We start from the raw sequence: 21,127 nt of genomic DNA, 5'->3' as shown, positions 1-21,127 counted from the left end.
CCCGCTACCCTTGAAGCACTTCGTGCATCGGCGCCTAGCGACGGAGGGGCACCAAACCTCCGCCTCCGGTGGGCAGAGCGTGGGCAGCTTGACCGACCTGATGGCTCAAGCTCACCAGAGCAACCGATTCGACAGGCGAGATAGGGCCGCGCGACGCACAATGCACGACTCTCGCCGCCGAGCGCTTCACGCGCACTGACCAGGCGATCTCGTTGCCCACGAACGAGACGGGCCCGGTAGCGTCCAAACCGAACGAACCCGCGTGAAATAGCCTCAGAACAGGCGAAAGTGGCGGAGACGGAGGGATTTGAACCCTCGGACCCCTTAAGGGGTCTCCACCTTAGCAGGGTGGTGCACTAGGCCGGACTATGCGACGTCTCCAGGCATTCCGACGCGAACGTCCGCGAATGCACCCCGCAATACTAACCCGATCACGGGCCTCACCACGAAGCGGGCGATGGGCGGTCGCTCAGCCGTTGCCGTTCGAGCAGGTGTCTTGCGCAGCCGTCTGCCCTGTGACAGCGGGCGGCAGGGCGATCGCTTCATCCTGCGGGTCGACGGTAGCGCCCGGCGTCGCGGCCTCGGTGGGCTCGACCGGCTCCGTCGGCTCGGGCGTCTGGACGATCACGCCGTCACCCTGGCCGGTTTCACCCGTCAGCTGCAGAGGCCGGTTAGTCTCGAGAGCCGCCCACAGGGCGTCTGCTGCGGTGTAGTTCGGGACGACCTTGTCGGGGTCAGCGGGGTCGCCGTTCACGGGGTACGAGATGAACACGATCTCGTCGAACGGAACGTCCTTGACCGCGAGAGCGATCTGCGTGAGCGTGAGCGGGTTCGTCAGCGATGTGCTCGGGTCGATGTTCGTCAACGCGGTGCTCGCGAGCGAATACAGCGTCGCCGGATTCGACAGCACTTCGTCGCTGATGAGCTTGCGGGCCAGGCGCGACATGTACTGCTGCTGGTTCGAGATACGGCCCAGATCGCCGCCGTTGCCGACGCCGTGGCGGGTGCGCAAGAACTGCAGCGCCTCGAGTCCGACGAGCGTGCGGTTTCCCGCTTCCCAGTCGATACCGGTGTGGTAATCCGTGATGCCGTTCGCGATGCAGACCTCGACGCCGCCGATGGCGTTCGTGATCTCGATCACGCCACCCCACGTGACCGACGCCGCGAACGGGATGTTCTGCCCCGTCAGTTCCGAGATGGTCTTCACCGCGCAGGCCAGGCCACCGTAGGAGAAGGTCGAGTTCAGCGGTTGCTTCGTCATGGCCGAGCTCGTACGACCGGTGTCGGGGTCGGTGCACTCGGGAATGGGAATCATCAGGTCTCGCGGGAAGCTGATCACCGTGACCCGGCGAGGCTCATCGGAGATGTGCACGAGCATGTTCACGTCGTTCAACTCGCCGCCGGCATCGGCACCGGTGCACCGGTCACCGAAATAGCCCGCGTACTCGGGCTCACACGCATCCGTACCCGCCACGAAGAGGTTGACGCCGCCCTCGATCTCGCCGATGTCGGGCGGAACGGACTCCTGGCCCTCGAGATCAACAGCACTCGCCGAGAAATCCGCGACGGCCGTGTAGGTCGTGTAGCCGACCACTCCGAGGCCTGCGACGAGCACGACCGCGAGCGCAACCGCCACGAAGCGTGCGATCTGCCCACCGATGCTCGGGGACGAGAGGTTGCCGTGACGCGCGACGGTCTTGCGGCGCTTCGCGTCCTGCCTTTTTGAGGCCTCGGTCGTCTCGCTCACTCGCGTCCTTTCGGCGGTCGGGTCCGCCGGTATGTGTGCGGAGGGTGTGGGACCGCCACACCCGTCATTCAGCGGAGGGTGTGGGATTCGAACCCACGGGACATTGCTGCCCACTGGTTTTCAAGACCAGGTCCATCGGCCGCTCGGACAACCCTCCCGGCGAAGTACCGCAGCACTTCGTCGACAGGCACCGAGTGTACTCGACAGAGCATGGCGCTCATTTTTGCCAGTCGCGGCTCATTTTCGCAGGAAGTGCTGGCAAGGCCCTGAAAGCGGATGCCTCGGCGCGGCGAATGCGCCGAGCGGCATCAGTACCGCGGTTAGAGGCGGCGGAGGATGTCTGAGACGCCGCCCTCTTGCACCGACAGCGTGATCTCGCCCGCGGCATCCAGAACCTCTTGCGGTCCCTGAGCCATCGCGATCGCCCGGCCGCCCTTCTCAAGGGCCCAACGGAACATGCCGACGTCGTTGCGTCCGTCGCCCATCACGAGCACCCGATCGGGCGGGATGCCGAGCCACCGGCGCACGAGCTCGAGGGCGGTGCCCTTGTCTACTCCCTGCGGTGCGATGTCGAGCCAGGCGGTCCAGCCGATCGCGTACGACACCTGGGTGAGGCCGATCTCGTCGACGAGACGCAAGAAGTCGCCCTCGGCATGTTCGGGCGACACCACGACGACACGCGAAACGGGGTGTTTGCCGAGCTGCTCGAACGGCACCCGGTGCGCGGCGAGCAGGTTCCAGTCTTCGAGATAGTCGGTGTAGTACCGCTCACCGCCGGGCAGCTCCACCAGGTACTTCGCGTCGGGCAGGTGTTGGCGCAGCAGCGTCAGCACCTCGGTCGCGTCGAACGTCTCGGTGTGCACTCGCTCGTAGTGGACCTGACCGGCGTCCCGACGCTGCAGAATCACGGCGCCGTTCGAGCACACGACGTACTCGGGGTCGAGTTCGAGCACGCGCAGGATGCCTCGCGTGCCCTCCCAGCTACGCCCCGTCGCGAGCATGACCTCGTTGCCCGCCGCGCGGGCGTCGGCGACGGCCCCGACGATTCCGGGGCTGAGGGACTCATCCTCGAGCAGGATCGTGCCGTCGATGTCGAGCACGATCAGCAGAGGAAGAGTCGTGATCTCGGGGTCCGCGGAGTCGTGGGCGACGTGCTCGATGATCTCGGCGGCCTCGTCGCGCTCGACGACCTCGACCTCACCCGTGTCGGGGATACGGGCGTCCGTCACGCGAGCGGCTCCAGGACCTCGAGCCCACCCAGGTACGGGCGGAGCGGCTCGGGCACCCACACCGAACCGTCGGCGCGCTGGTGCGTCTCGAGCAGCGCCACGATCCAGCGGGTGGTCGCGAGCGTTCCGTTGAGCGTTGCGACCGGCTGTGTGCGGCCGCCGTCGGGGCGGTGCCGGATGTCGAGGCGACGCGACTGGTAGGTCGTGCAGTTACTCGTCGAGGTCAGCTCACGGTAGGCATCCTGCGTCGGAATCCACGCCTCGACGTCGAACTTACGAGCCGCGGACGATCCGAGATCCCCCGCGGCGACGTCGATCACACGGTAGGTGAGCCCGAGCTTGCCGAGCATCTCTTCCTGCCAACCGAGCAGACGTTCGTGCTCGGCCTCGGCCTCTTCGGGCGTCGTGTAGACGAACATCTCGAGCTTGTTGAACTGGTGCACACGGATGATTCCGCGGGTGTCTTTGCCGTGCGACCCGGCCTCGCGGCGGTAGCAGGTGGACCAGCCGGCATACCGCAGGGGACCGTCGGCGAGGTCGAGGATCTCGTCCTTGTGATACCCGGCGAGCGCCACCTCGCTCGTCCCCGTCAGGTACAGGTCGTCCTCCGGCAGGTGGTAGACCTCGTCCGAGTGCTCGCCGAGGAACCCCGTGCCGCGCATGATCTCGGGACGGACGAGCGTCGGCGTGATGAGCGGGACGAAGCCCGCCTCGAGCGCCGAGTTCAGTGCCAGGTTCATCAGCGCGATCTCGAGGCGCGCACCGATGCCCTTCAAGAAGTAGAAGCGGGCACCCGAGACCTTCGCGCCGCGCTCCATGTCGATCGCACCGAGGAGCTCACCGAGCTCGAGGTGATCGCGCGGCGTGAAGTCGAAGGTCGGAACCTCGCCGACGCGGCGGATCTCGACGAAGTCGGCCTCGCCGCCCGCGGGCACTCCGTCGATGATGATGTTCTCGATCTTGGCGAAGGCGGCATCCGCGGCCTCTTCGGCAACCGCAACAGCAGCCTGCGCCTGCTTGACGCGATCCGCCAAGCCCTTGGCCTCGGCGACAAGCGCGGCCTTCTCGTCCTTCGGCGCCTTCGCGACGTCCTTGCCGAACGCGTTCTGCGCGGCGCGTAGCTCTTCGAACGCCGTGATCGCGGCGCGACGCTCGCGATCCGCGACCAGCGCGGCTTCGACGGTTTCGGGCGAGTGCCCGCGCGCGACCTGAGAGCGGGTGACGAGGTCGGGGGCGTCGCGAAGAAGCACGGGGTCGATCATCCGTCAAGTCTAGTTGCGCGAATCCCGGCCGATCCCCGGAGTAACGCCGCTGAAGCCTAGGGTGGACCCATGACTGCGGCTTCTTCCCCTCCCCCCGAGGACGCCGCGGCGACCCCGGACGACGCACCTCTCGATCCGAAGATTCCGCACGACGCGGAAAGCCTCGACGACGTCGACGGGTTGCCGAAGGGTTTCGACGATGACTCGGAGCCGGTCGATGGGCCCGACGACAAGCCGGACCCGGAAGAAGCGGCGAAGCCCGACGACGTCATCCGCGAACCCGAAGACGTCGCACCGGACAAGAAGGACGGCGAGACCGGCGAGGCACGCCAGGTCACCCCGGACGGCGAGACGACGTCCATGGACGCCGACGATCCGACGCCGAAGAAGCGCGCCGCGCTCGTCTACAACCCCATCAAGGTCGACAAGGACCGCCTGCGCGATCAGGTCACGCGGCTGTCCGCGGAAGCCGACTGGGCCGAACCCCTCTTCTTCGAAACGACGGTCGATGACCTGGGCGACGACGTCACCCGTCAAGCACTCAAAGAGGGCGTCGACGCCGTCATGGTCGCGGGTGGCGACGGAACCGTGCGTGCCGTCTCGGAAGCCATGTCGGGCACGGGTGTCGCCCTCACGATCGTGCCGAGCGGCACGGGCAACCTGCTCGCCCGCAACCTGGGCCTGCCGCTCGGCGACTCCGAGCCCATGGTGGCGGCGACGTTCACCGGCACGACGCATCCGGTCGACATCGGGTTCGCCGACATCCGCCGCGCCGATGGCAGCCGCGAACGCCACGCCTTCGTCGTGATGGCGGGCATCGGGCTGGACGCCGCGATGATCGCCAACACCAACTCGCAGCTGAAGAAGACCGTCGGCTGGGTTGCCTACGTGGACGGCGCGGCGCGCTCGCTCGCCACGGCCAAGCCGTTCCGCGTGATGTACCAGATGGAGCACGGCCGCCTGCACGCCGCCAAGGTGCAGAGCGTGCTGTTCGCGAATTGCGGGGCCCTCCCGGCGGGCATCGCCCTGATCCCCGAAGCATCCATCGTCGATGGTTTGCTGGACGTCGCTGTCATCCAGCCCTCCGGATGGTTCGGCTGGCTGGGCGTCTGGCGGAAGGTCTGGTGGGACAACAGCGTCCTGCGTCGCTTCCGTGCCGGCCGTCGGGTGCTCGAGCGTCGCGGCAGGAACAGCTCAGTGCGCTTCTTGCAGGACGAGGCCATCGAGCTCGCGACATCGCCCGCGCAGCCGATCGAGCTCGACGGAGACGAACTCGGCGAAGCCGTCCGCATCCGCTGCACCATCGAGCAGGGCGGCCTGAGCATCGTCGTGCCCGAGGGCCACGACACCTCGAACTTCTGACGATGACGTCCGCATCACTCGTCTGGTTTCGCGACGATCTGCGGGTCGCCGACAACCCGGCACTGCGCGCGGCGATGGAGCGCGGCGGACCGATCATCGCGCTCTATGTCCTCGACGAGGTGTCGGACGGCATCCGTCCCCTCGGTGGCGCCGCGCGCTGGTGGTTGCACGGCAGCCTCACATCGCTCGGTGATCGTCTGCGCGAGCTCGGCGTTCAGCTTGTTCTGCGGCGCGGGCCGGCGGCGCGTGAGGTGCGACAAGCGGTGACGGATGCGTCGGCGGGCGCCGTCTTCTGGAACCGCCGCTACGGGGGCGCCGAACGCGAGATCGACGCGTCACTCAAGACCGGCCTGCGTGATGACGATGTGGTCGTGGAGTCGTTCGGGGCATCCCTGCTGTTCGAGCCCTGGACGGTTCGCACCGGGGCCGGGCAGCCGTACTCCGTCTTCACACCGTTCTGGCGGGCATGCCGCAACCTTCCCGCGCCCCGCGCGCCGCTGCCCGCTCCGCGCGAGCTCACCGGCGCCGCCGATATCGACAGCGATGCGCTGGACGATTGGGCCCTGCTTCCGACCGATCCCGACTGGGCCGGCGGCCTGCGTGAGACGTGGGAACCGGGCGAGCCTGCGGCCCGCGCGCGACTGCGCGACTTCTTGCGCGATGACCTCGACGACTACGACCGGGCCCGGGACGAACCCGCGGCGGGTGTGACGTCCGGCCTGTCGCCGCGCCTGCGCTGGGGCGAGATCAGCCCCCACGAGGTGTGGCATGCCACGCTCGCGGACGTGCAGGGCAGCAAGACGCCGGGCGGCCCTCGGGCAGCCGCCGCCCAGCGATTCCTGTCCGAGATCGGATGGCGCGAGTTCGCCGCGCACGTGCTGTTCCACAACCCCGACCTGGCGACGGTGAATCTGCGCCGCGAGTTCGACGACTTCCCTTGGCCTCGCTTGAAGCCGACCGCGCTTAAAGCGTGGCAGCAGGGGCGCACCGGCATCGCCCTCGTGGACGCGGGCATGAAAGAGCTCTGGCACACCGGCATCATGCACAACCGCGTACGCATGGTGACCGCGTCGTTCATGATCAAGAACCTGCTGATCGACTGGCGGCACGGCGAGGAGTGGTTCTGGGACACCCTGGTCGACGCGGATGGCGCGAGCAACCCCTTCAACTGGCAGTGGGTCGCCGGTTCCGGCGCGGACGCCGCCCCCTACTTCCGGGTGTTCAACCCCGAGCTGCAGGCGAAGAAGTTCGACCCGCACGGCGAGTACATCGGGCGCTGGGCGCCGGAGTACGGACGTGGGCGAGCACCTGAGCCGATCGTCGATCTCGGCGAATCCCGCAAGGCAGCCCTCGACGCATACGAGCGGATGCGCCGCAACTGACGTTCGCGGCGGACCCTTCGACAAGCTCAGGGGCCGTCGCTGAGCTTGTCGGTCGCTGAGCCTGTCGAAGCGACCCGCCGGTCGCGGGAATGCCGAACCCGCCTCCCGCGGTTGAGGATCGTGATGACTTCTCACGCAGCCCCCGCCCTGTCGGTTCTCGACCTCGTGCCCGTGCGCGCGGGCCAGAACAGCGCTCAAGCGGTCGCGGCATCGCTCGACCTCGCCGTTCATGCCGACCGGTTGGGTTATCGGCGCTACTGGTTCGCCGAACACCACAACATGCCCGCCGTCGCGTCGACGACACCGCCCGTGCTGATCGCGGCGGCCGCATCCCGTACCGAACGCATCCGGGTGGGCTCGGGCGGCGTCATGCTGCCGAATCACGCGCCGCTCATCGTCGCCGAGCAGTTCGCGGCCCTCGAGGCCATCGCGCCCGGCCGCATCGACCTCGGCATCGGCCGTGCGCCGGGCAGCGACCCCGTCATCACCCAGCTGCTCCGCCAGTCGGGTGCGACGAGCGAGGTCGACCGGTTCCCCGACCACATTCGCGACATCCTGGCGCTCAGCTCGCCCGAGGGAGCGACGCTGCGTTTCACCAGCGGCGGCGAGTACACGGTTCATGCCACGCCCGCGGCTTCGGCCTCGCCCGAGGTGTGGCTGCTCGGTTCGAGCGACTACTCGGCGCAGCTCGCCGCCTCGCTCGGCCTGCCGTACGTCTTCGCCAACCATTTTTCGGGCGAGGGCCTCGAGCGCGCACTGTCGCTGTACCGCGACCAGTACGTCCCGAACGAAGCGCACCCCGAGCCGCGGACACTGCTCACGATCAACGCGGTCGCCGCGCCCACGGCGGAGGAAGCGGATGCTCGGGCACTTCCCCAGCTGCGGATGATGGCGCGACTGCGCACCAACAAGCCCCTCACGCCGCTCGAGTCCGTCGAGCAGGCTGAGGCCGCGCAACGCGATGGCACGGGCGGACTCTCGGACGGACTGGCCGTGTCGTTCATGGACTCCGCGCGCTCGCGCTGGCTGATCGGATCCGGCGCAGACGTGGCATCCGGAGTCGCCGCATTCGCCGCCCGACACGGGGTCGACGAGGTCATGCTGTCACCGGTCGCGGGCGCCTACGACTCCGAGGCGCTCGAGACATCCGATGGTCGTGCGCAGACCCTCGAACTCGTCGCGACGAACCTGCTCGCGGCGGTCGCCTGACGCTCCGGCAATCCGGACTTAGAGGTCGGGCTCGCCGCTGAGCAGACCGCGTAGCCAGTCGCGCGCTTCGACGAAGATGTCGTCGGAGTAGCGGTCGGGGTAGCGCACGACGACGCGGTCCGCGCGCGGGTACGAACCGAGGAAGATCACCTTCGGGCTGAAGCGGCGAAGACCCAGCAGCGCATCGGCCATCCGTTCGTCCTGGATGTGTCCGTCCGCGTCGATGACGAATCGGTACCGGCCGAGGGCGTCGCCGATCGGGCGCGACGCGAGCAGGCTCAGGTTGATGCCGCGCGTTGCGAACTGCTCCAGAAGTTCGAGCAGCGCCCCGGGGTAGTCCTTCGGCAACTCGACGATCAGCGATGTCTTATCGGCCCCGGTGGGCGGGGTGGGCGCGACCGTCCGCCCGACGAGGACGAAGCGGGTCACGGCGTTCGGGTTGTCGCCGATGTTCTCGGCCAGCACCTCGAGATCGTGATGCTCGGTGATCGTGGGGGGTGCGATGGCGGCATCCGCGTCGCTCGTGCCATCGAGCAGGCCGATAGCGCTCGCGACGTTGCTCGCGGCGGGAATGTGCGCGTGGGCCGGAAGCTCGCGCGTCAACCACTGCAGGCACTGCGCATAGGCGACCGGATGCCCCGCCACGAGCGACACGTCGGCGAGCGTCGTTCCGGGGCGGGCGACGAGCACGAAGTTGACGGGGACGAGGTACTCGCCAATGATCCGCAGGCCGGGAACGGTCGCCAGGGCATCCTGCGTTGTCGAGACGCCGCCGTCGACCGAGTTCTCGATCGCGATCATCGCGGCGTCCGAGCGGCCCTCGATGACGTCGGCGAGCGCTTCGCCCACGTTGTGCACGGGAACCCAGTGGTGGCCGCGCGCCTCGGGGACCTGCGCGAGAGCCGCTTCGGTGAACGTCCCGGCTGGCCCGAGGAAGCTGTAGGTGCGGCGGACGGGTCCGGAGGCGGGCTGGGAGGCGGCTGTCACGAGGACTCAGCCTAGTCCTGCGTCTGGGGGACCCGTTCGGGCTGGTGTTCGACCTGCTCCTCGGCCGTCACTTCGTCCATCCGACGTCGGCGATCGCGCCAGGCACTGACGAACATCCAGGCGGCGTAGAGCAGCAACGCACCGCTGACGACGGGGACGACCCACATCCGCAGCTCACCCGAGATGAGCACATTCATCCATCCGAGCAGGGGGATGCTGTAGAGCAGCACGCCGCGCACTTGCGGTCCGCGGACCGGCTCGATGTCGGCACTGTCGTTGGCATCCCCCTGCGTCACCAAGACCCGCTCGCCGTCGCCGACCAGCCCTTCACCGACGACCCGGTGAGTCGCGACGGTCGCCTCGCCCGATTCGAGCTGGTAGGTGATCACGTCGCCGACCCGGATGTCGTTGAGCTCGCGCGGTTGCACGACGACGAGAGATCCGAGTGGGATCGCGGGCTCCATCGAGCCGCCGAGGATCGTGTAGCGCTCAGCGCCGATCACCAGCGGGACGACGAGGACGAGCGTGGCGGCGAGCCCGACGAGGGCGAATGCGCCCCACGCCAGGCCTCGGCCGAGAGAGCGAACCACCGACCTTGTCAGCCGACGGCGTCAGGCAGAGGCTCGGCGACCTGTGTCAGGGTGACAGGAAGCGGCTCGACCCAGATTCCGGAAACCATCGAATCCGTGTCTTCGAGGTCGGCCGGAACCGTCACCGAGATCGTTACCGCCACGACGCCGCGGCCCGTGACGTTGAAGGAGCGCGCTTCGTTCGTGGCCGAGAAGGTCAGGGCATCGGACCACTCCTCCACGACGGTCACTGTGAGGTCTGTCTCGATCGCGTCAAGGACCACCTGAGCGTTAGTTCCCAGGTCCAGCTCGCCAACGTTCAGCACCGCGTCCGCCGCTGGCGCAACATCGATCCCGAATGTGTGCATATAGGTGACGACGTCGCCGGGGACGAGGCGGCTGTCGTAGCTTGTCAAGGTTGCGTAGTTCACCTCATCGCCGTTCAAGGTGTAGGTCTTCGCGATTGCGTCCAGCTGGAGGTGTCCCATCTGAAGGAGCATTTCGTCCGTGCTGGCCGAATCCTGCCAGTAGGCGAGCGATCCGGCTCCGCCTCCGAAGAGGGCGACAGCGGATGCGGCGGCAATGGTGCCTTTGACAACCTTGTTCATGGGGTTCCTTGGGGAGAGGAAAAGTGCAGAATGCGGGGACTTTGCTCACGGTAGGCCCGGGCGTCTGCGTCATATGCGGCTTCCGGCCACCGAAACCAGTGGTTCTGGGCACCGCGGAGGAGCGTTCATCGGTCCCTGAGCCTGTCGAAGGTCGCACCGGAGCTCCCGTGTCGACAAAACACGGCACAGCAGGTCACTTCGACAAGCTCAGTGACCGCAGCGGGGTGTCTCAGAATGGGGGCGGATCCGTGTTCGGCGTGAAGTAAATCGCCGGCGGTGGCTTGTCGATATAGACGTGACCGCCTGGGGAGGTCCATTCGAGGATTCCGCCGCCGACTTGGCGGACGGTCCAGGCTGTTTCGCCTTTCAGGGTGTGGTGTCGTTTGCAGAGACAAGCCAAGTTGCAGACGCTGGTTTCGCCGCCGAGGGCGTAGTCGAGGGTGTGATCGCGGTCGCACCGGTGTGCGGGTTGCCGGCACCCGGGGAACCGGCAGTGCTGATCCCGCGCCCGCAGGAACCGTTTCATATCCGCGGACGGGGTGTAGCGGTCGACGGCGAGAACACACCCGGTGATGGGGTCCGCGAGAACCCGATCCCAGCTGGGGGCATGCCCGGCGAGGGCGCGGGCCGTGTCTGGGTCGATAGGGCACCTCCCGACCAGCTCTGCGGGCTCATCGGTCACCCCGGCGAGTGCGAGGGCAGGCACGGTGACGTTCACGATCCCCCGGATCGCCCCGAGACCACCGACCCCGTCCGTCATTCCGGCACCGGTTTCCACGGAGGGCGCCGAGGTGAGCAGCATGTCCGCCACCAGGTCGGCCCGGATCTGATCCAGAGTCCGCGTGTCCGTCGGGTCCGCGTTCTTCAACGCCTGGGCTTGTTGCGTGATCCGGTCGTGCATTGCGTGGGCGAGCACGGCGGGTTGGGTGGAGATGAACTCCGCCATGCCGTCTCCGATGTCGCGCACGCACGCACCCCGCGCCGCACGAGCCTCCTTATGGCGCTCCGCCAAGGGCCGCGGCTGCAAAGACTCCGCCAACCGCGCCAACGACGCCCCGAGCCGCCCGGGCGTCGTTCCCTCGGCTCGCACCAGCGCCTCGCGTTCGAACTCCGCCCGCGCCTCGACATCCCTCAGAGGTAGCCCGTGTTCCATGATCACCGCGACATGGCCACCGGCGATCCTTCCCTCTTCCCACGCCTCGAACGTGGCCGCGAACGCCTCATCAAGTACGGCGGCGTCGTTCATGCGGCGTTGCACGGTGCGGTCGGACATGTTCATCGCCGCACCGAGCTCTGCCGCCAAAGCACGAAACGGCAACTCAGCCTCGCGGGACGAGGGAGAGGCGAGTTCCGCAACCCGGCGCGCACCCACGTGCGCGGCTTTCGCGAACAATCGCGCCATCGCGGCTTCGGTACGCGCATTCGCACGCCAGACTTCGATGCCCTCCCCGGCGAGCTCGCGCGCGATCGCGTCCACCCCCGTCGTCTCGACGTCATCACAATTCGAATGCATGTTCGAAACTCTACGGACTGCCACCGACATCCGAACCCCGAAAACCCCCGAAATCAGGCCCTAATCGCGCCGAAAAGATGAGAGTTTGCTCACCTACCCGACGACGTCAGCGCGCGTCCGTCGACGACAACCTGAGCGGCAAACGGGCGCCCGGGCGGGAGCAATCGACCCACGAAGCGCTCGTCAGCCGCGTCCAGCCGCTCCGTCATCCAGTCGGCGATCTCGACGGTAAGCGCCGGCTCGATTCCTCCCTCGCCCGAGTCGTCGAGCAGCACGACGTCGACACCGCGCGTGCGGGCGCGCATCGCCGCCTCGATGAGCGGCTCGTGCAACAGCCGCCCCGCGCGATAGCCGTCCCGCAGACGTCCCTCGATAGCGCGCGCGTGAGCGCGATCCGCGGCATCGAGCTCTTCTCCCGCGGCAACACGCAGAAGGAAGGGACCGGCGAGTTCGTCCAGCGCCGCCGTGTGCTCCTCCAGTTCCCGGCGAGCGGCCGCATCCCACTCCCGCTGCTCCACGGTCCGCACCGCGCGCCGGGCATAGTCGCGCGTCGACCGACGCATGCGCACGATCGCGACCGACAGGAGCGTTCCGAGGCCCACGATCGTCGCCGTCCGCACAACGATGCTGACGAGCTGCACCGGGTCGCCTCCGCGCACGACGGCATCCACAACGAGCATGACCAGCAGCAGCGTGAGCCCGGAGATCGCCAACACCGGACGCGCGTTGAGCGCCACCGCAACGAGCACGAACCCGGCGGCGGGCACGAACCAGGCACTCCCGTAGGTCAACGGTGCCGGCGTTCCGAGCAACCCGACGAGAACAGTGACGCACACGAGGACGACCGCGATCACTGCGCGCTGCCGGAGGGACAACGGCCCCCGAATGGGCGGTGCGGGAATGGTCAAAGCGGCAGAAACGAGGATGCCCGCGAGCACAAGCAACGGCACCGCGCCGCTGCCGGGACCCAAAACCGACGCCACCCCCGCGACGAGCGACTGGGCGACGACGAAAAGGGACACAGCGACGACCACGTCCGCCCGGGCGCCACGACGGGACGGCAGCGGCGGCCGTTCCACGAAGTCTGCCTCGATATGCGGGGTGTCAGCCCATCGAAGTTCAACCTTCGTGCCGCGACCGGGGCTCGCCGTCACGCGGGCGGTTCCGCCGGCCACGTCGCGCATCGCGCCCTCGATGCTGACGGCAATACCCAGGCGCCCCGGCGGCACGGAACCCGGCGAGAAGCCGACGCCATCGTCGACGACGACGAGCGATACTCCGGATTCATCAATCTTGAGAAGGACCCGACGATCGCACGGGCCGGCATGCCGGACACTGTTGTCGAGCGCCTGACGCGCCGCGATCAGAAGAGCCTCGACGGCCAGAGCGCTCGGCACAACAGCGCGCGGAAGGCGGACGATCCGCAGCTCGGCACCCGCGGCATCCGCCATCGCGCGAAGCTTCTCCACCCAGTCGCTCGCCCCTCGGTCCGCGCCGACCACGGCTGTGGCTCGCTGGGCCTGGGCTCGCACGGCGTCCGCCTGCTCGGGCGCGGCGTCCGCGGCACCGCGAAGCGCCGCGAGCACCTCATCGTGCACGAAGGCTGCGACCCGCGCACGCGCCGCGAGGCGACCGTGGGCCGCACCCTGCTCGGCACGAACGGCTTCGGCGCGGGAAGACGCGGCGTCGAGTTCGCGGCTCGCCCTTAGAGCGTGGACAGCGATCACACACAGGGTCGCGGCGGTTGTCAGGGCCTGCGCGTCGTTTGCGAGGCCGATGAGCGAGTAGCCGCCGAGAATCGCCCGAAATGACGCCACGATGACGATCCACGCGACGATCAACGACCAACCGAGCCGAGCACCGCCGACGACGACCGCGGCCACGACGATGCCGCCGAACGACGTCAACGCCCAGGGCAGGGTGCCACTCGATGCAGTTCCGCCGAGTGCACCGCTGGCGGGCGCAAACAGCACAAGGGCTGCGAAGAACAGAATGACCCCGACCGCTGCGCCGCGCCTCAGCGCGCGAGCACGGAGCCAGGGTGCGGCGGCGCCCACCGCCACGAGCGCCGCGAAGGCCGCCGCGAGCAGGATGCTGAACCAACCCGGCACCGGCACACGGCCGCGCGCGTCCGCGACGGCGAGCGTCACGATGACCGACACGGCCACAGAGACGGCCACGCCGATGAGTAGAAGGCGAAGCGTCGATACTTCGGCGGGGTGCGACACAGCATCGTTGTGCACCACGGAGGGCGGATCAGCCACTGCGCGGAGCCGGCAGGAACCCGTCTTCGAGGCTGCGTTGGTAAAGCTCGACCTTCGTCGCTGCGGGGCGACCGAGCTGGTGGTAGATCGTCCGGATGCGACGCAGGTGGTCGTTCACGGTGTTTTCGCTCACGAAGAGCGCGGCCCCGACTTCCTTCGCACCCATGCCTACGGCGTACAGTCCGAGCACCTCGCGCTCGCGAGCGGTGAGCGGGGCGGCGTGCAACAGCGGGTCAGTGTCGAGCGCGGATGCCCATTCCGTCGTGGGCACGTACTCGTCCCTCGCCGCAGCGAGGAGCGCGTCGGCGATCACGCGAGGCGGAGCGGACTTGCGCACGATACCGAGGGCATCGGTCCGAGACGCCTCACGGACGAGGTAGGGGTTTTCGGCGGCCGTCAGGATCAGGACCGACGCTCCCCACTGTGCGGCGGCGTCGACGTTTTCGGCGGGCGTGGTGTCATCGCCCAGACTCAGGTCCAGCACGACGAGGTCTGCGTCTCGCCCACGCCGGACCATCGCGGCCATAGACATCTCGTGCCGGGCGAACACCAGCCCCGGGGTGTCGTCGATGATTCCGCGCACCGCCATCGCCACGAGCTCGTGGTCGTCGACGATCGCGACCCGCGTCTGGTCCGCCATCAGCTCCACTTTCGTCGCACCGTACGTCCTCGAACCATATCCACATCCGCCGCAGGGTGCCGTCGGCCACTCGGGCGAGGCAGACTAGGACGATGAGCCGCGCAGGACAGCCAGCCGAAGCATCCGATCTGATCGACGTCGATGCGTTGATCGCCGCCTATTACGACCTGAAGCCGGATGTCTCCGTCCCGGAACAACGCGTCGCGTTCGGCACGAGCGGCCACCGAGGCTCATCGTTGTCGACGAGCTTCAACGAAGACCACATCCTCGCCACGACCCAGGCGATCGTCGACTACCGCACGTCTCAAGGCATCGCGGGCCCCCTCTTCCTCGGCCGCGACACGCACGGGCTCTCGCTGCCCGCCGAGCGGACGGCGATCGAGGTTCTCGTCGCAAACGGCGTCGATGTGCGGGTCGATTCGCGCGACTCCTGGGTGCCGACGCCGGCCCTCAGCCACGCGATCCTCGCCTACAACCGCGCGCTTGCGGCGGATGACGCGGGTCGGTCGGACGGCATCGTCGTCACGCCGAGCCACAACCCGCCGCGCGACGGCGGCTTCAAGTACAACCCGCCGCACGGCGGTCCGGCAGACACCGACGCGACGTCCTGGATCGCGGACCGCGCCAACGCGCTGATCACGGCCGGCCTCGAAGGGGTCGCGCGCGTCCGCCACGCCGACATCGACATCGACGGGCTCGGACGCTACGACTTCCGTGACGCCTACGTACGGGACCTCGCGAACATCATCGACATCGATGCGATCAAGAACGCGGGCGTCCGCATCGGCGCCGACCCCCTCGGCGGGGCGTCGGTGGAGTATTGGGCTCTGATCGCCGAGGTCTACGGGATCGACCTCACGGTCGTGAACCCCGATGTCGACCCGACGTGGAAATTCATGACCCTCGACTGGGACGAGAAGATCCGCATGGATCCCTCCTCACCGAACGCGATGGCATCGCTCGTCGCCCGCCGCCACGAGTACGACATCCTGACCGGCAACGATGCGGATGCCGACCGCCACGGAATCGTCACGCCCGACGCCGGCCTGATGAACCCCAACCATTACCTCGCCGTCGCGATCGACTACCTCTTCTCGCACCGACCCGGCTGGTCGGCCGAAGCGGCCGTCGGCAAGACCCTCGTGTCATCGATGATCATCGACCGGGTCACCGAATCGCTCGGTCGTCGCCTGCTCGAAGTGCCGGTCGGCTTCAAGTGGTTCGTGCCCGGGCTGCTCGACGGCTCGGTCGCCTTCGGTGGCGAGGAGTCCGCCGGCGCCTCGTTCCTGCGGACGGATGGCTCAGTGTGGACGACCGACAAGGACGGGATCCTGCTCGCCCTGCTCGCCGCCGAGATCCTCGCCGTCACCGGCAAGACCCCGTCGGCGCGGTATGCCGAACTCGAAGCCGAATTCGGCGCATCCGCCTACCAGCGGGTGGACGCGCCCGCGACGCCCGCGCAGAAGGCGACGCTCGCGAAGCTGTTCCCCGACGACGTCTCGGCGACCGAACTCGCGGGAGAGCCGATCACGGCGAAGCTCTCGCACGCTCCCGGCAACGGTGCGGCGATCGGCGGGCTGAAGGTGCAGACGGAGCACGCGTGGTTCGCCGCACGCCCGTCCGGCACGGAAGACGTCTACAAGCTCTACGCGGAGTCACTCCGAGGGCCCGGGCACCTCGCAGAGGTGCAAGAAGAGGCCCGCGCGGTCGTCGCGGCAGCCCTCGGCGACTGACGTCCAGCGCTCGAGCTCGACGTACTGAGTCAGGTGTCGTCCGCGAGCCGGGGGCCGAGTTCCCGCGCGAGGTGGGCCCCCGAGGCGCGGAGCCAGACGGCAGGATCCTTGATCGCGCTTTCGAGAGAACCCGCCAGGTCGGCGAGAGAGACGGATGCCGCAAACGACGATGTATCGGCGTCCGGGTCGATACGGCCCGCGACGAGGGCCGTGCGGCCGTGCGCGAGTGAGGCTACGTAAGCCGGGACCTTGCCCGCCGCGGACTGCGGGTCGTACGACCCTTCGCCCGTGATCACGAGCTGAGCGGACGCGACCCGGTCGGCCAAGCCCGTGAGCGCCGCGATCTCGGGCGCCCCGGCGACCAGCTCAGCGCCCCACGCACCCAACGCCCAACCCGTGCCTCCGGCGGCACCCGCACCCGGGGTTGCGGGGTCGAAGCTCGGCACCAGGCTCGCCAACCGCGCGAGCGCCACGTCGGCGCGGACGACGCCCTCCGCATCCAAGCCCTTCTGCGGCCCGAACACCGACGCCGCCCCCTGGGGACCGAGCAGGGGGTTCGTCACGTCGGTGAGCACCCGGACGCCGCCCGGCGGAAGTTCGGCGAGCCCTTCGAGGTCGACCGCGACGAGGTGCTCCAACCCCGCGACGCCGTCGCCGATCGAGGCACCCGCAGAGTCCGTGAAGCGGGCTCCCAGGGCCCGCAGCACACCGACCCCGCCGTCCGTCGACGCACTGGAGCCGATCGCGAGCACGAGACGTGAGATCCCGGCCGCGAGCGCGTCCGCTATCGCGACGCCGAACCCGCGCGTGGACGCCGTCCACGGAGAGAGCCGGCCGCCGAGGAGCTCGATGCCCGCGGTCTGCGCGAGCTCGACGACGCCCACACCGCCCGCAGCACCGTCTCCCGCACCGTCCGGTGCAGGCAGTTGCAGCCACATGGCCTCGATAGGGGTTCCATCGTGGCCATGCACCGTGACCGGCACACGCACCGCGCGGGCGACGGCCGCCGCCAGGGCGTCGAGCGTCCCCTCGCCACCATCGGCCATCGGCGCCAACACGATCTCGTCGCCCGGGCGTACCGAGCGCCAACCGTCGGCCAGGGCGTTCGCAGCATCCGTCGCGGTCAGCGTGCCCTTGAAGCTGTCGGGCGCCATCACGATCCGGGGCATCTGCCCATTCTCTCGCGGCGGTCACTTGCGACGCTGTTGGAACTCACGCGCGTGCGCTGATCGCTCCCGTACTGGCGCGCACGACGAGGGGCGCGGCCACGACCTCGCGCGAGCCCGGCTCGGCATCGCCCAGGACGGCAGCCACGGCACGGCGTCCGAGCTCATCGAAGGGCTGGTGGACGGTCGTGAGCGCGGGGCTGTAGTTCGCGGCGTCGTCGACGTCATCGAACCCGACCACGCTGAGCCGCTCGGGCACCCGGATGCCGCGTTCGGTCGCCGCGCGCAGCACCCCCAGCGCCATCTGATCGTTGGCGACGACGACAGCGGTCGCCGTGCCGACATCCATGAGCGATCCCCCCGCCTCGAATCCCGATGCCGAGGTCCACTGCGCCCGCACCAGAGGGCCGGGGGCGCACCCCGCGGCCGTGAGCGTTTCGCGCCAGCCACGCTCGCGCTCGGCGGCGGCATACGAAGAGTCGGGCCCGGCGATGTGCGCAATCGTGCGGTGGCCGAGTTCGAGGAGGTGACGTGTCGCCGCGGCGGAACCGTCGGCGTGCGCCGTCTCGATTCCGGCGTAGCGCGGGTCGGGCGGCGAATCGACGACGACGAGGCGCAACTCGTCGGGCAACGCTACGTCCCGGAGCAGGGCGGATGCCTCGTTCACCACGATCGCACCGTCTACCCCCTGCTCGCGCAGCCGCTCGAACGCCTCGGCGGGTCCGTCCGTGCCGATCCGGGCGATGACGACCGAGTATCCGCGGACGGATGCTTCGTCGACGACCGACTGCAGCATGAGCGAGTTGCCGACCGTGGCGAGGGTGGAAACCACGGCACCGATGATGCCGGTCCGACCCGTTCGCAAGGCGCGGGCGGCGCGGTGGACGCGATACCCGGATCGGGCCAGCGCCGCCTCGACGCGGTGGCGCGTCTCGGGGTCGACGCGCGGGCTCGCGTTCACGACCCGCGACACCGTTTGAGCCGAGACCCCGGCGAGAGCCGCGACATCGGCCATCGACGGTCGCTGCGAATTCGCCATTGTGCCTCCGATGTTGACGATATCAGCCCTGGAATATAGCGTGTTATCGTGAACATGCTCCCTGACGACGCCCTGCCCCTCTCGGGCGGGATCGTCCGCCGCGCCACCCTCCTCGCGGACGGCCGCGAACTCTTCTACTACGACGACCCGGGCACCACGCTCGGCTCCGAGCGCGCCATCGATTCCCGCGCCCTCGGCGAGCGCCCCGCCACGGCGACCATGCGCCGCGATGCGTTGACCGGCGATTGGATCTCGGTCGCCGCCGCGCGACAGAACCGGGCCTTCCTGCCACCCGCGCACCTCGATCCGCTTTCGCCGCAAACCCCCACCAATCCCTCCGAGATCCCGTCCCTGTACGACGTCGCGGTCTTCGAGAACAAGTCGCCGTCGTTCGGACCCGGACTCGCCGAACCCACCGACACGGCCCCCCGCGCCGACGATCCCCCACACGGTCTGGCAGACCTCGTCGCCCCCGGACTCGGCCGCACCCGCTCGTCCGTCGGTCGCTGCGAGGTGGTGTGCTTCAGCCCCGAACACGAGGGATCCTTCGGCACGCAGACGACGACGCGCGCCCGCACCGTGATCGAGACGTGGGCAGATCGCACCGCGGCGCTCTCGGCACTTCCCGGCATCCAGCAGGTCTTCCCGTTCGAGAACCGCGGCGAAGAGATCGGCGTGACGCTGCACCACCCTCACGGTCAGATTTACGCGTACCCCTACATCACCCCCCGCACATCGACCCTGCTCGCATCCATCGATCGCGAGGGGCCCGATCTGTTCGAGCGGATCATCGCGTTCGAGACCGCGGGACCCCGTGTCGTCCTCGAATCGGACCGCTGGATCGCGTATGTGCCGTTCGCGGCACGCTGGCCCGTCGAGATCCATCTCGCACCGAAACGGCACGTACCCGACTTCGCCGCCACGAGCCCGGAAGAGCGCGACGAGTTGGCGGATGTCTATCTGCGCCTCTTGCGCGGTGTGGACCGCCTCTACGAAACCCCGACTCCGTACATTGCGGCCTGGCACCAGGCGCCCGTTCACACCGGGCGCGACACCGTGCGTCTGCACCTGCAGCTCACCTCCCCGCGGCGCGCGGCGGACAAATTGAAGTACCTCGCGGGTTCCGAGGCGGCGATGGGCGCATGGATCGGTGACATCGCCCCCGAGGACGCCGCCGCCCGCATCCGAGAGGCAATCGAGCGATGATCCCCACACCTGCGAGCGACTCCGGCGTCTGGTCGGCCCCGGGGCGCGCCAACCTGATCGGCGAGCACACGGACTACAACGAGGGCTTCGTCCTGCCGTTCGCCATCGAGTACCGCACCCGCGCAAAAGCGTCCCGCCGCGATGACGGCATCATCCGCGTGACGTCGACGTTCGATCCGACGCCGGTCGAGGCGGCACTCGACGACCTGCCGTCGCTCTTCGACCACCCGGACCACGGCATCCCGGAGTGGGCCGCTTATCCGCTCGGGGTCGCCTGGGCCGCGCTCCGGGCGACCGGCATCGATGCGCGCGAACTCCCGGGCCTCGACCTCGCATTCTCGTCAGACGTGCCGATCGGGGCGGGCCTGTCGTCGTCGGCCGCGATCGAGGGTGCGACCGCGAGTGCGCTGAATGATCTCTGGGCCCTGGGCCTCTCTCCGCTCGAGCTCGCGAAGATCGGCCGGACGGCCGAGAACGATGCGGTCGGCGCCCCCACGGGCATCATGGACCAGGTCGCCTCGATGCTCGGGCGCGCCGACGCCGCAACGTTCCTGGATTGCCGGACGCTCGCGACCGAGAGCATCGACCTCGGGTTCGACGCGGCGGGTCTCCGGTTGCTCGTCATCGACACAGGGGTCAAGCACTCGCACGCGACCGGCGGCTACGGCGAGCGGCGCGCGTCGTGCGAGCTGGGCGCGGCCTCGATGGGTGTGCCCGCGCTGCGCGATCTGACGCTCGACGACCTCCCTCGGGCCCAGGCGCTGCTCGACGACGTCACATTCCGGCGCGTCCGTCACATCGTCACCGAGAACTATCGCGTGCTCGACACCGTGCGGGCCCTGCGCGAAAGCGGACCCCACGCGATCGGCGACCTGCTCGTCGCCTCGCACGCCTCGATGCGCGACGACTTCGAAATCTCGACACCCGAACTCGATACCGCGGTCGATGCCGCACTCGCGGCCGGTGCGGTCGGCGCGCGGATGACGGGCGGCGGGTTCGGCGGCGCCGCGATCGCCCTCGTGGCCGACGACCTCGTCGGTGCGGTGACGGATGCCGCGACCTCCGCTTTCGCGGAGCGCGGCTACGCCGCACCGCACATCTTCACGGTGACACCCTCTCGTGGGGCCGGTCGCGACGCCTGACCTTCGGCATCCGCTCCGCCCGACCGGCGCGCCGGTCGCCCCGCCACATCCCGCGAAACACCCCGTGTG

General features: G+C 68.8%; 17 protein-coding genes and 2 tRNA genes. 6 read left to right on the top strand and 13 right to left on the bottom strand.

What is annotated here, in order from left to right; genetic code table 11:
* Positions 1-289 precede the first annotated feature (289 nt).
* The 5 genes from CGU34_RS16765 to serS form a co-directional block, all read right to left on the bottom strand.
* Positions 290-381, bottom strand: a tRNA-Ser gene (locus tag CGU34_RS16765).
* A gap of 88 nt (positions 382-469) precedes the next feature.
* Positions 470-1,747: an LCP family protein gene (locus tag CGU34_RS16760; RefSeq protein ID WP_036300065.1), complete on the bottom strand. Its 1,278-nt coding sequence runs from the start codon at positions 1,745-1,747 to the stop codon at positions 470-472.
* Between the two features lie 72 nt (positions 1,748-1,819).
* Positions 1,820-1,904 (bottom strand) — tRNA-Ser (locus CGU34_RS16755).
* Positions 1,905-2,067: 163 nt separating this feature from the next.
* The gene (locus CGU34_RS16750; protein WP_081766387.1) at positions 2,068-2,976 is read right to left on the bottom strand and encodes an HAD family hydrolase; all 909 of its coding nucleotides are present in this window, start codon (positions 2,974-2,976) and stop codon (positions 2,068-2,070) included.
* Positions 2,973-4,238 carry a serine--tRNA ligase gene (gene serS / locus CGU34_RS16745; protein ID WP_036300062.1) on the bottom strand — a complete coding sequence of 422 codons (1,266 nt, stop codon included), beginning with the start codon at positions 4,236-4,238 and terminating at the stop codon, positions 2,973-2,975. Before serS ends, CGU34_RS16750 begins: the two co-directional genes overlap by 4 nt.
* A 69-nt stretch (positions 4,239-4,307) precedes the next feature.
* Between serS and CGU34_RS16740 the strand changes: the two genes are divergently transcribed.
* The 3 genes from CGU34_RS16740 to CGU34_RS16730 all read left to right on the top strand — a co-directional run bounded on the left by CGU34_RS16740 (position 4,308) and on the right by CGU34_RS16730 (position 8,191).
* Positions 4,308-5,600, top strand: a complete 1,293-nt coding sequence (locus tag CGU34_RS16740; protein WP_081766386.1) for a diacylglycerol kinase family protein — start codon at positions 4,308-4,310, stop codon at positions 5,598-5,600.
* 2 nt (positions 5,601-5,602) lie between these two features.
* The gene (locus CGU34_RS16735) at positions 5,603-6,982 is read left to right on the top strand and encodes a cryptochrome/photolyase family protein (RefSeq protein ID WP_036300059.1); all 1,380 of its coding nucleotides are present in this window, start codon (positions 5,603-5,605) and stop codon (positions 6,980-6,982) included.
* 123 nt (positions 6,983-7,105) lie between these two features.
* A complete protein-coding gene (locus tag CGU34_RS16730; protein WP_036300056.1) occupies positions 7,106-8,191 on the top strand; it encodes an LLM class flavin-dependent oxidoreductase in 1,086 nt (361 codons plus the stop codon).
* A gap of 18 nt (positions 8,192-8,209) precedes the next feature.
* Here the strand turns inward: CGU34_RS16730 and pheA are convergent, their stop codons facing one another.
* The 6 genes from pheA to CGU34_RS16700 form a co-directional block, all read right to left on the bottom strand.
* Positions 8,210-9,178 carry a prephenate dehydratase gene (gene pheA, locus CGU34_RS16725; protein ID WP_100814750.1) on the bottom strand — a complete coding sequence of 323 codons (969 nt, stop codon included), beginning with the start codon at positions 9,176-9,178 and terminating at the stop codon, positions 8,210-8,212.
* Between the two features lie 11 nt (positions 9,179-9,189).
* The gene (locus CGU34_RS16720; protein ID WP_051513923.1) at positions 9,190-9,768 is read right to left on the bottom strand and encodes a signal peptidase I; all 579 of its coding nucleotides are present in this window, start codon (positions 9,766-9,768) and stop codon (positions 9,190-9,192) included.
* An 8-nt stretch (positions 9,769-9,776) separates the two neighbouring features.
* Positions 9,777-10,355 (bottom strand): alternate-type signal peptide domain-containing protein, encoded by a 579-nt coding sequence (locus tag CGU34_RS16715; RefSeq protein ID WP_036300739.1) that lies wholly within the window; start codon positions 10,353-10,355, stop codon positions 9,777-9,779.
* A gap of 229 nt (positions 10,356-10,584) precedes the next feature.
* Positions 10,585-11,868, bottom strand: coding sequence for an HNH endonuclease signature motif containing protein (locus CGU34_RS16710; RefSeq protein ID WP_157811361.1), 1,284 nt, complete (start codon positions 11,866-11,868; stop codon positions 10,585-10,587).
* Between the two features lie 89 nt (positions 11,869-11,957).
* Positions 11,958-14,132: an ATP-binding protein gene (locus CGU34_RS16705; RefSeq protein ID WP_100814748.1), complete on the bottom strand. Its 2,175-nt coding sequence runs from the start codon at positions 14,130-14,132 to the stop codon at positions 11,958-11,960.
* Positions 14,125-14,772: a helix-turn-helix transcriptional regulator gene (locus CGU34_RS16700; protein ID WP_100814747.1), complete on the bottom strand. Its 648-nt coding sequence runs from the start codon at positions 14,770-14,772 to the stop codon at positions 14,125-14,127. Before CGU34_RS16700 ends, CGU34_RS16705 begins: the two co-directional genes overlap by 8 nt.
* Positions 14,773-14,864: 92 nt before the next feature.
* Here CGU34_RS16700 and pgm point away from each other — a divergent pair, with 92 nt between their 5' ends.
* A complete protein-coding gene (gene pgm, locus CGU34_RS16695; protein ID WP_100814746.1) occupies positions 14,865-16,505 on the top strand; it encodes a phosphoglucomutase (alpha-D-glucose-1,6-bisphosphate-dependent) in 1,641 nt (546 codons plus the stop codon).
* A 29-nt stretch (positions 16,506-16,534) separates the two neighbouring features.
* Here pgm and CGU34_RS16690 read toward each other — a convergent pair whose 3' ends face one another.
* The gene (locus CGU34_RS16690) at positions 16,535-17,674 is read right to left on the bottom strand and encodes a glycerate kinase (protein ID WP_100814745.1); all 1,140 of its coding nucleotides are present in this window, start codon (positions 17,672-17,674) and stop codon (positions 16,535-16,537) included.
* Positions 17,675-17,717: 43 nt separating this feature from the next.
* A complete protein-coding gene (locus tag CGU34_RS16685; protein WP_100814744.1) occupies positions 17,718-18,710 on the bottom strand; it encodes a LacI family DNA-binding transcriptional regulator in 993 nt (330 codons plus the stop codon).
* Positions 18,711-18,764: 54 nt separating this feature from the next.
* Here CGU34_RS16685 and galT point away from each other — a divergent pair, with 54 nt between their 5' ends.
* Complete coding sequence (gene galT, locus CGU34_RS16680; protein WP_100814743.1) at positions 18,765-19,916, top strand: galactose-1-phosphate uridylyltransferase; 1,152 nt, start codon at positions 18,765-18,767, stop codon at positions 19,914-19,916.
* A complete protein-coding gene (galK, locus tag CGU34_RS16675; protein ID WP_100814742.1) occupies positions 19,913-21,058 on the top strand; it encodes a galactokinase in 1,146 nt (381 codons plus the stop codon). Before galT ends, galK begins: the two co-directional genes overlap by 4 nt.
* Positions 21,059-21,127: the final 69 nt, after the last annotated feature.

Source organism: Microbacterium lacus (assembly GCF_002812805.1).
Classification (GTDB): Bacteria; Actinomycetota; Actinomycetes; order Actinomycetales; family Microbacteriaceae; genus Microbacterium; species Microbacterium lacus_A.
This window is presented reverse-complemented; position numbering and strand designations above follow the sequence as displayed.